This is a genomic window from Limnoraphis robusta CS-951, assembly GCF_000972705.2.
In genome coordinates this window covers 1-10,576 of record NZ_LATL02000117.1, presented here as the reverse complement: position 1 = coordinate 10,576, position 10,576 = coordinate 1, and the positions used below count along the sequence as shown (strand labels likewise).

The 10,576-nt window shown below is 43.9% G+C and carries 6 protein-coding genes and 3 pseudogenes; 1 reads left to right on the top strand and 8 read right to left on the bottom strand.

What is annotated here, in order from left to right; genetic code table 11:
* Together WN50_RS10395 and WN50_RS10390 are read right to left on the bottom strand one after the other, a co-directional pair.
* On the bottom strand, positions 1–362 hold a 362-nt coding region (locus WN50_RS10395; protein ID WP_152964766.1), incomplete at its 3' end, for a DUF1822 family protein.
* A 37-nt stretch (positions 363–399) separates the two neighbouring features.
* Entirely contained in the window at positions 400–1,722 is a 1,323-nt protein-coding gene (locus WN50_RS10390) for a hypothetical protein (RefSeq protein ID WP_046278536.1), read from the bottom strand.
* 114 nt (positions 1,723–1,836) lie between these two features.
* Here WN50_RS10390 and WN50_RS36895 point away from each other — a divergent pair, with 114 nt between their 5' ends.
* Entirely contained in the window at positions 1,837–1,965 is a 129-nt protein-coding gene (locus tag WN50_RS36895; RefSeq protein ID WP_281062877.1) for a hypothetical protein, read from the top strand.
* A 223-nt stretch (positions 1,966–2,188) separates the two neighbouring features.
* Here the strand turns inward: WN50_RS36895 and WN50_RS36025 are convergent.
* The 6 genes and pseudogenes from WN50_RS36025 to mgtE all read right to left on the bottom strand — a co-directional run.
* A pseudogene (locus WN50_RS36025) lies at positions 2,189–4,270 on the bottom strand (CHAT domain-containing protein); the annotation flags it as partial.
* Position 4,271: 1 nt separating this feature from the next.
* Positions 4,272–5,268 (bottom strand): annotated as a pseudogene (locus WN50_RS36020) (tetratricopeptide repeat protein); the annotation flags it as partial.
* A gap of 1 nt (position 5,269) precedes the next feature.
* Positions 5,270–6,307, bottom strand: a 1,038-nt coding sequence (locus WN50_RS36015) for a tetratricopeptide repeat protein (RefSeq protein ID WP_235440906.1), incomplete at its 3' end; no start/stop codon positions are given.
* A 558-nt stretch (positions 6,308–6,865) separates the two neighbouring features.
* Positions 6,866–7,561, bottom strand: a complete 696-nt coding sequence (locus tag WN50_RS10380) for a hypothetical protein (protein WP_046281618.1) — start codon at positions 7,559–7,561, stop codon at positions 6,866–6,868.
* A gap of 297 nt (positions 7,562–7,858) precedes the next feature.
* Positions 7,859–7,984, bottom strand: a pseudogene (locus WN50_RS35265) (RNA-guided endonuclease TnpB family protein); the annotation flags it as partial.
* A gap of 845 nt (positions 7,985–8,829) precedes the next feature.
* A complete protein-coding gene (gene mgtE, locus WN50_RS10375; RefSeq protein ID WP_407659657.1) occupies positions 8,830–10,194 on the bottom strand; it encodes a magnesium transporter in 1,365 nt (454 codons plus the stop codon).
* Positions 10,195–10,576 lie beyond the last annotated feature (382 nt).

Sequence of the window (10,576 nt, the reverse complement as noted above, 5' to 3'; positions counted from 1 at the left end):
TGAGAGGCGTTTATCTCGTTTTCTAAGAGAACTCGGGGAACACAAACTTCAGAATTCGTCGAACTATCGGTAACAATTAAATTCAGTCTGAAGTTGCCAACTTTAACCTGATTAACAGATAGACTAGATAGCTGAAGATCATGCTCTATTGTAAACTCGGGGGCGCGTAGTCGCAACCATTCAACCATTCCTAATTTAGCAAGAATATTCAGATAAACTTGCCATTGTTGGCGGGGACGAGTTGCTAATTTTTTGCTCATTTCTGCTGCTAAATTAACTTGTTCTAAGGTTAGCGAAATACTATCTTCTGCGAACAATTTTCCGAAATTTAAGGAGTTAGATTCCATCATTGTGTTTTTCATGGCTGTTGTTTCCAATTATAAGTTGATAGGTTGAACTTCAAAACTCAAGATGACGACAGAGACGGCGAAAAAATAAGCTATCGCGGGAACAATTGGGAGTCATCGTATCTCGTTGGGCTTCTTCCATCATTCGGTCAATTTCTGCGGCTAAAGCCTGTTCTAGACGTTCCAATTTAACGAGATTATTATAGTAACGGGCGAGTTGAATAACTTGGTCTTTCAAGGTACTGAGTAACCGTTGTTGGATATCTTCTCGCAGCGTTTTTAGCTGCAACAAACGAGTCACATTATCTTGTCGTTTTAACCCGATTTTTCTGGCAATTTCACTCATGCTTTGACCCTGACAATATAACTGTAACCCTTGAATAAAGGTTTTATCTTTTGGGGGTTTGCGCTTTTTAAAGTAACTCAAACGCTCTTGCAAAACTTGTACAATTGCCGGGTCAAGTTGAGTAATAAGTAATTGACGATAACGTTGCAAACATTCCTCCATTTCTCTCTCGGTTTCATCGTTAGTAGATAAAGGTATATTATCTTGAATTTCTTCTTTTTGAGGGTGACGCGATCGCCTAATTAATTCGGCAAGAGATTCTAACTCTTCTAATAGGTCATCAGAAGTAAAACCTGTGATTCCCTTTTCCTCTAAATCGGCGATAATTCTGTTTAACTGTTCGGGCGTTGGAGGTTGACAGCGAGAACGAGAACGGGAGCGGTTTTGTTGTAAGCGATCGCTCAAATAAACCGTTTGATAACTGTCTAAAATTTCCCTTGCTTTTTGAGCTGGAGTTGAGTTATAATTGTAGAATTCAGTTAGTAACCGTTCTAACTGTTGAGGATAGTAATTATTGAGAAGTGACCAGTCACTTTCTAGATAAATTCCGCATTCCTCCAGAAACTTCTGCAATTCCCCATGAGATCTCACCAGTCTTGCAGTCCAAGTGCTAAGTTGACCTTTTTCTGGGTTAAAGGTTTGGAGAATTTTGTCGGCGAGGGATTCATATTGTGTATTAAGTTGCAAGTGGAAACGCTGAAGCAATTTAACATCATCGAGAACAAATGGAAGCAAATCTATTTGATTAAAACCGCCCTTTTCTCCAAACCGTCTCGCCAATTCTAAACAAGTTTGGTCGATTTGGTGAGAAATAAAACACCGCAAACACAATTGGGCTTGAAGTTGACTGTCTGAACCTATAAAACCCACTAATTTTCGTTGAATAGCGGCGTCTGGAACATCCTGTTTATCTATCCATTCAGGAAACTGTTGTTGAAAGAAAGCTTTAGCAGATGAAATTTCTTCCACCTGACGTTTACCGCCTCCGTCCAACCTCACCCAACACCAATATCGCAGCGTAGAACCCATGATAGTATAAAATAACCTCCAAACTTATCCTATCTGTTCTGACATATTCTGAGGCGACGGAACTTATGCAATTTTAGATGTTCCGATGCCAATTAATCTTTTAATAATCTGAATATGGAAGCTAATCAAGCGTTTACTGCTTTGAGAGAGAACGAGACATTGTGGCAAGAAGAACTTGCTGAAAGGCAGGAATGGGAACAAACTTTAGCAGATGGAGTAGCAGTAGGTTGGGTTGAAGAATAAAACCCAACAACTGATAGAATATTAATTAACTAAAAACCCTCCATTGATCGCCAATCGCCAGTTTTTTCGGTTGGGTTGAAGTATGAAACCCAACAACCAATTTAATAGTTATTAATTTTTTCGGTTGTGTTGAAGTATGAAACCCAACAACCAATTTAATAGTTATTAATTTTTTCGGTTGAGTTTAACCATGAAACCCAATAACTGATAGAATATTAATTAACTAAAAACGTTCCATCGATCGCCAATCCCCAGTAAAAATAAAAGACGCCCAATAAAAAGGATGTTCATACAAAGGTTCTTCTAACAAATCTAACTGAATTTGACGCATGGCAATAGAACGCCCTTCCCCCCTTTTGATGCGTTGATAATACAACGAAATCAACTCACTGGTGCCATAATCATCCACCTGCCATAAACTCATTAATTGACTCTCCGCCCCCGACTTCACAAACGCCCGACGCAACCCATAAACCCCCTCACCATTTGCAAGGGAACCCAACCCCGTTTCACAAGCCGATAACACCACCAATTTCGTCCCATAAAGCCTCAGTCTCGTCACTTCCGACGCCGTTAATACCCCATCCTCCTCACCGCTTTGACGAACATTAAACCCCGCCAACGCCAACCCGGAACGCAATAGGGGGTTTTCTGTGTTGCGGGGAGTTGGTTTACAGTCGGGTAGAAAATCGGGGTGAGGAATAAAAATAATAGTGGCGTCGGGTGTACTGCGAGTTCCAGTGGTGGGAATACAGTCAATATCTTCCAAAAAGAAACCGTGAGTGGCAAGATGAAGAATCTGGGGCGCTTGCAGTTTATACAGCAGGTTTTCCGTCGCCTGTGAACCCGTGAACAGTTGTAAATTGGGAATCAGGGGTAGGATGGTGTCCGCTTCCAGTTGGGTGCCTTCTAGGGGGCTAAACGTCAGGGTCGCTAAATCTGTAGACCGTTGGTTTGACCTCATCCCCGACTCTCCACCTCTCCCTAACCCCTCTCCCACAGGGAAAGAGTTTGACCTCTCCCCTAACCCCTCTCCCACAGGGAAAGGGGGATTAGAAGCCAGTTGAACCCCTGTAACATCACCCGGTTCGTCATAATTGGGGTTGGCTAACATCACCGGGTCTTGACGGCTCGGCGCATTTAATTGTAATCTTAATAAATCCCGTCCAGTCGAGAGATAAGTAAACAAATAATTTCTCACTAAATATTCATTATTTTCATCCACCAACGCCGCAAACGGAATTAGATTCAATTGACCATCGGGAGAGATTAAAATATGAGTTTTATCGCCCAACATTTCTCGAATCGGTCGCATCACCACTTCATCTAATTCACGGGCTGAATGTTTCACACTGGCGGACTTTTCCCTCAAATCTCGACGAAACAACCTCACTTTTTTGTCAATCGGTTCAGCCTCCCCTAAATCAACCCAATTCACCTGACCATCCGCAGCAAGAATATAAGCCGCATAACGCAATTCACCCCAACGATTTGTATTCGCTTTTGCATCAAAAGGTGCATACAAAATCAACTCCACTAAAACCCCATCTTCAGGAATGAATTGTTTTATATTTTCTATCTCAACAGCTTGAGTTTCCACCCGGAATTCGGCACTGCGGAGAGATAGTTCGGCTTCCAGTTTTTCGGCTTCTGCGGCTAAACCATTCATTAGCTGACGGAATTGTTCAGGGGGTAAATCCTGTGGGGGATTATAAAGTAAATTTGCCCGTTGGCTTTGCACCGCTTCAAATTGACTGAGGAGTTGTTGATTTTCAGGGGTAATATTTTCTCGCAAAAGTTGTAAATCATTGGTCATCACATCTAGAATTCGAGCTTTGCGGCGTAGAATCGTTGTTAGGGCTAAACGCGCCGCTTCGGTGTTATTGGGGGCATCTTTGAGATGCAGAGAAACTGCATAATAAGTTGTTCCTAAAACCTTTGTCATTGAGTCTTGTTTCTGACGTTCTGAACCCGTCGCGAGGAGAACATTCAGGTTTTGTTCTTCTACTTCTAGTCCTCGACTGAGAAAGTTAATCGCCCCAGTTGTATCGCCTTGAGAGGTGTAGAGTCTTGCCAAATTGTTGAGGCTGAGTGCGACATCGGGATGAACCTCACCGAGCAGCTTCTGAAACATCTCCGTTGCTTGTATTAACAGGGTTTCGGCTTCGCTGTAGCGTCCTTGAGAGGAGTAGAGTTCTGCCAAATTGTTGAGGCTATTGGCGACATCGGGATGTTCATCACCCAGTAGCTTCTGATACATCTCCAATGCTTGTATCAACAGGGGTTCGGCTTGGCTGTAGCGTCCNACATCGGGATGTTCATCACCCAGTAGCTTCTGATACATCTCCAATGCTTGTATCAACAGGGGTTCGGCTTGGCTGTAGCGTCCTTGAGACCAGTAGAGTCCTGCCAAATTGTTCAGGCTAGCCGCAACATCGGGATGTTCTGTTCCCAATAACTTCTGTCTCATCTCCAATGCTTGTATCAACAGGGGTTCGGCTTGGCTGTAGCGTCCTTGAGAGGAGTAGAGTCCTGCCAAATTGTTGAGGCTGGAAGCAACGTCGGGATGTTCTGTTCCCAATAACTTCTGTCTCATCTCCAATGCTTGTTTGTACAGGGGTTCGGCTTGGCTGTAGCGTCCTTGAGATTTGTAGAGTCCTGCCAAATTGTTCAGGCTTTGTGCAACATCGGGATGGTCTGTTCCCAATAACTTCTGAAACATCTCCAGTGCTTGTATCAACAGGGGTTCGGCTTGGCTGTAGCGTCCTTGAGAACCGTAGAGTAATGCCAAATTGTTGAGGCTTTGTGCGACATCGGGATGAACCTCACCCTGTAGCTTCTGAAACATCTCCAATGCTCGTATCAACAGGGGTTCGGCTTCGTTGTAGCGTCCTTGAGACTTGTAGAGTGCTGCCAAATTGTTCAGGCTGGTGGCAACAAGGGGATGTTCATCGCCCAGTAGCTTCTGAAACATCTCCAATGCTTGTATCAACAGGGGTTCGGCTTCGCTGTAGCGTCCCTGAGAGTCGTAGAGTCTTGCCAAATTGTTCAGGCTTTGTGCAACATCGGGATGGTCTGTTCCCAATAACTTCTGTCTCATCTCCAATGCTTGTCTGTACAAGGGTTCGGCTTGGCTGTAGCGTCCTTGAGACCAGTAGAGTGCTGCCAAATTGTTGAGGCTTTGTGCAACATCGGGATGTTCTGTTCCCAATAACTTCTGTAACATCTCCAAGGCTTGTTTGTACAGGGGTTCGGCTTCGTTGTAGCGTCCTTGAGACTCGTAAAGTGCTGCCAAATTGTTGANCTTCTGTAACATCTCCAAGGCTTGTTTGTACAGGGGTTCGGCTTCGTTGTAGCGTCCTTGAGACTCGTAAAGTGCTGCCAAATTGTTGAGACTGAGTGCAATATCGGGATGTTCATCACCCAGTAGCTTCCGTCTCATCTCCAATGCTCGTATGAACAGGGGTTCGGCTTCGCTGTAGCGTCCTTGAGACTCGTAAAGTGCTGCCAAATTGTTGAGGGTGGCGGCGACGTGGGGATGTTCCTCACCCAGTAGCTTCTGTCTCATCTCCAATGCTTGTTTATACAGGGGTTCGGCTTGGCTGTAGCGTCCTTGAGACTCGTAGAGTGCTGCCAAATTGTTGAGGCTTTGTGCAATATCGGGATGTTCATCACCCAGTAGCTTCCGTGTCATCTCCAATGCTTGTATCAACAGGGGTTCGGCTTCGCTGTAGCGTCCTTGAGAGTGGTAGAGTAATGCCAAACCGTTGAGGCTGGCGGCAACATAAGGATGTTCATCACCCAGTAGCTTCTGATACATCTCCAGAACACGCTTTGCGAGGGGTATGGCTTCGTCGTACCTACCTTGTTCATAGAGTTGGATAGCTTGTTGGTTGAGTCGGTTTGCTTCTTCGAGTCCAGGAGACTGTTGAGAGGATGTTGTTTGATTTTTTTCTGCTTGTTCTCTGACTTTATTCAAGAGATTTTTCCCTTGCTCAAACGCAGCTTTTGCGTCTTCAATATTCCCTGCTTGAGCCAGTTTAGCGCCTTTTAGGTAATATTCTAGACCTTGAAAACCAGGGTGTTCTGAACCGAAAGTTTTCCGAATAACAGGGAGCGCTTGTTCGAGGAGGGTTATCGCTGCTTCCCAGTTCCCCGCATCAATTTGTTCTCCTGCTTGAATTGCTTTTTGTCTTGCTGCTTCATATTCAGGAGAGACTGCCAACAAAACGGGATGAGTAGTAGACTCCTGAGCGATAACGGTTCCAGGAACAACCCATAAACTGACGACTCCACAGCAAACCGCCAGTCCTTTGAGCATCAGTTGAGCGGGGGTGAACATCTGCCTTTTCCTCAAATTTGTTTGCCTCCCTATCACCTATTCTCAGGGATGTTGAACTTATGCAAAATATAGCAGTCCGTTCTGAGTTGTGTGTCATATCTTCTTGCAAAAGGCAAAAGGCAAAAGGCAAGAGGCAAAANGGGGTGAACATCTGCCTTTTCCTCAAATTTGTTTGCCTCCCTATCACCTATTCTCAGGGATGTTGAACTTATGCAAAATATAGCAGTCCGTTCTGAGTTGTGTGTCATATCTTCTTGCAAAAGGCAAAAGGCAAAAGGCAAGAGGCAAAAGGCAAAAGGCAAGAGGCAAGAGGCAATCTTGGAAAGTCGTTACAGACTTTTTATCAGCTTTTAGATTTCTCACAAATCATTTCTGATTGCTATATTAATCCATGATGAATGATCAATATTCTACATTCAGATTAATGAATATGAGTGATCGAGTCATTTTTCTCGACCCCTTGAAGCGATCGCCAATCTGAAACATTCTGCGATCGCTACCGATAAAACTCAAGGGGGTAAAGATTTAAAAAATAACTCAATTGCTGAACGTTTCCCCTCACTTCAAGCGTATAGATTGCTCGATAGAATCAACTTTAGTCTGTTTTTTGGTAACAACCGGAGCTTGATGATTCACTAAATCAAATGAATTAAAAAACTGGGCAACATTTTGTGATTTGGCAAGGGAAGGGCTATCTATTCCCGCCATGAGGACATAAATCCGAGAATTCGCCACAAAAACGCGCAGTTTTAGTAATAAACCGTTAGAAGCTTCGATCTCGATTTCTTGACCAATAACACCTTTTAAAGTAATTTCACGTTTGGAGAGAACTTTCGCTTGCGGATCATTAGTGAGTATACCTTGAGTGAAGCTATCATAAAAGATATCAGCTTCATCGGCAGTTAAAGAGGTGGGAAGAAAGGGAAGATTATCAGTATAGGCAACAAGGTAATAAATTCCATTTTCATCGGACAGCATAAATCTTTGAATTTGATACTTAAATTGACCCGATGATTCTTCAAGAGTTTCTTGTCGAGGGTTTCCAGGAGGGATTAAAACGCTAAAGTTAGCCTCTCGTGAGGTCAGTGTTTGCCATTGTTTTGTTGCTATTTGTTCAGAGGGGATTAACACCGTTTGCGCTTGCGCCGTTGATTCTATAAACGGAAACCGATAAGTCTGTAGAGACTCTAGCAGTACAGGGTTAGAGAAGAATAAAGTCGCTGTAGCTATTTTAACAAATTTAGAGAAAAACATAATTGAGAACCTGGGTAGATGTTTAATCTGAGCGAAATCAGAAGTCTACTGCAACATCCGCTCAAACTAACTTATCTCCTACACATCGGAACTTATGCAAAGATATTGCTTTTCTCAATAAAATATAGCAGAGAAAGAGTTGATTAGGACACTGTTTTTATGTCAAATCCTTTTATGATAAAGGTTTCAATTCTGTCTCCTGTCTCCTGTCTCCTGACTTCTGCTATAGTTCTAACGTCAATCGTTAAAGACGCTGAATTGCGATGTTTTACAGAGGTTGAGGAGATGCAGTACACCCGCAACAGTGATTTTGCCAAACTTAACCCCAAAATACTCTAACCATTTTCTGAATTGATACCAACCCGCATCATTAATTGACTTGGCTAGACAATGATTTTTTACCAAGTTTTTGATTCTCAAATCGACCTAGGCGACCAAATCGTGATTATTGGATTACGTCGGAACTAACGCCTCTGGAGACATCGACCCCTGCGTGGGTGGAGAAATCCCTCCAAGTAAGTCGAGTCGTGGAAAGAGGAAGCCCAAGAAGTGATTCTTGGAATCCCCGTACCTTCAGGNCGACCAAATCGTGATTATTGGATTACGTCGGAACTAACGCCTCTGGAGACATCGACCCCTGCGTGGGTGGAGAAATCCCTCCAAGTAAGTCGAGTCGTGGAAAGAGGAAGCCCAAGAAGTGATTCTTGGAATCCCCGTACCTTCAGGTCGGGGAGGATGTCACATCTAGACAAAACAAAACCCCGACTTATGGGGCCGGGGAGAGAAAACGAGCTTCACATCTACCAACAACATAATATCCAGAACTCCCCTCTTTTGAAAATGTTGATTATACTGATTTTTAGGGAACAGTCAAATTAAAAAATCCGTGAAAATACGGAGTACCAGAAAACAGGTTATCCTCAAACCCAAGCTGTGCCTGAGTTAGAGATTTTTCACACAAGGGTTGACTTTTTGAGTTTTGGACTCTCAAGAGGGTCGAGGATCGCGATCGCTGACAGTTGACTCCAGAATTTCGAGATCACTTTTAAGTTTCATAACANTGATTTTTAGGGAACAGTCAAATTAAAAAATCCGTGAAAATACGGAGTACCAGAAAACAGGTTATCCTCAAACCCAAGCTGTGCCTGAGTTAGAGATTTTTCACACAAGGGTTGACTTTTTGAGTTTTGGACTCTCAAGAGGGTCGAGGATCGCGATCGCTGACAGTTGACTCCAGAATTTCGAGATCACTTTTAAGTTTCATAACATTAGAGTTGCAGAATCAATCGAGCTAAATTGAAGTAAATCAGAACACCGAGAACATCAACCGCCGTTGTAATAAACGGTGCGGACATTAACGCCGGATCTAACCCCAAAGTGCGAAATAAAAAAGGCAAAGCAGAACCCGCCACAGAAGCTAAAATCGAAATCGCCACTAAGCTAATCCCCACAGACAGAGCCACAGACACATTACCCTGAACAATAAACAAGGTCGCCCAAATCGTTGCTAAAACCCCTAAAATTGTTCCGAGTAAAGCACCCGCTAGACCCTCTCGCCAAATCACCTGTAATGGCCCCATCGCCCGAATTTCATCGGTATTCATCCCCCGAATCACCACTGTAGAAGACTGAGCGCCAACATTTCCACCCGTTCCCGTCAAAAGAGGAATGAAAAAGGACAAGGCGACAACTTGTTGAAGGAGATCTTGTTGCATTTTCAGAATCGCACCCGTGACGCTATTGGTGAGCAGCAAAATTAATAACCAAACCACCCGTCGGCGAGCCACAGTCAACAAACTGGCTTGGAAGTAATTATCCCCCTGAGATTGCACCCCACTCAAAGCATAGATATCTTCAGTAGTTTCTTCTTGTAGGATATCGAGGACATCATCAACCGTGATAATTCCGACGAGCCTCTGTTCACTATCAACCACCGGAATCGCTAGAAAATCATAACGTTGGATAATCCGAGCCACTTCTTCTTGATCGGTATCCGTCTGCACACACACTAAATCGCGGTTGAGAATTTGCCCAATCGTTTGATCCAGTTGAGCAGTGACTAAATCCCGTAATGACAAAATTCCCATTAATTGTCGATCAGAATCCGTCACATAGAGCGAATAAATCGTTTCAGTCACATTAGCTAAACTGCGAATTCGCTCCAGACTTTGACCAACAGTATAATGCTCTTTCAACGAGATATATTCTGGGGTCATAATCCGTCCGGCAGTTCCGGCTTCATACCCCAGTAGTAAGGCTGTGGCTTGGCGTTCAGTCGGGCTGAGTTGAGACACTAGCCGACGCACAACCGCAGCCGGGAGTTCATCAAACAGACGGGCGCGATCATCAGGAGACATTTTATCAACGATGTCGATGACTTCCTGGCGTTTGAATTTTTCGCAGAGAGACTGCTGAACGCTAGAGTCAAGTTGTTCGTAAACTTCGATGGCTTCGTCTTTGGATAATAGACGAAAGGCAATCACCTGCATGGTTTCGGGTAAACCTTCGATCGCTTCAGCAATATCAGCAGGTTGTACGGGGACTAGAATAGTTTTTGCGGCTTGCAAGTCTCCGCGATCCAATAAGACTTGCAGTTGTGAGCGCACCAACTCCCGTAATTCTTTACGCGACATCGTTGGTAGAGTTGATTTATTCTCGTCAGTCAATGGCAGCTCTCCTCAAACGACTTCTGCATCCAGTCTAGAAGCAAAGTGGCATTCGGTTGTATAACCAGGGTGATCAAATTCGGCTGAAAATCCTTCACGGGTTGACAAAAGCAATTGGATCAATTGCCCATTAAAAACCCGGCTTCTTTGAGAAACGGGGTTTTTGTCAAAGAAACCGGGTTTTTGGGCTGTACGTTCCGCTATATCAGTGACCAGTAGGGCCAATTGATCAATTGCCCTTACCAGTTTCAGTTATTAACCATCACTTGTCGCTTGTTCCTATTGACCAAAAAATTGGGATACAAGCCTCGCCCTTAAGGGCGACTTTTATGGTAAAATCATATAGGTT

What these genes read in the sequence shown, in the direction of transcription:
- WN50_RS10390 (WP_046278536.1), bottom strand. Translation starts at nt 1,722, where the DNA reads ATGGGTTCTACGCTGCGATATTGGTGTTGGGTGAGGTTGGACGGAGGC.
- WN50_RS36895 (WP_281062877.1), top strand. Translation starts at nt 1,837, where the DNA reads ATGGAAGCTAATCAAGCGTTTACTGCTTTGAGAGAGAACGAGACATTG.
- WN50_RS10380 (WP_046281618.1), bottom strand. Translation starts at nt 7,561, where the DNA reads ATGTTTTTCTCTAAATTTGTTAAAATAGCTACAGCGACTTTATTCTTC.
- mgtE (WP_407659657.1), bottom strand. Translation starts at nt 10,194, where the DNA reads ATGTCGCGTAAAGAATTACGGGAGTTGGTGCGCTCACAACTGCAAGTC.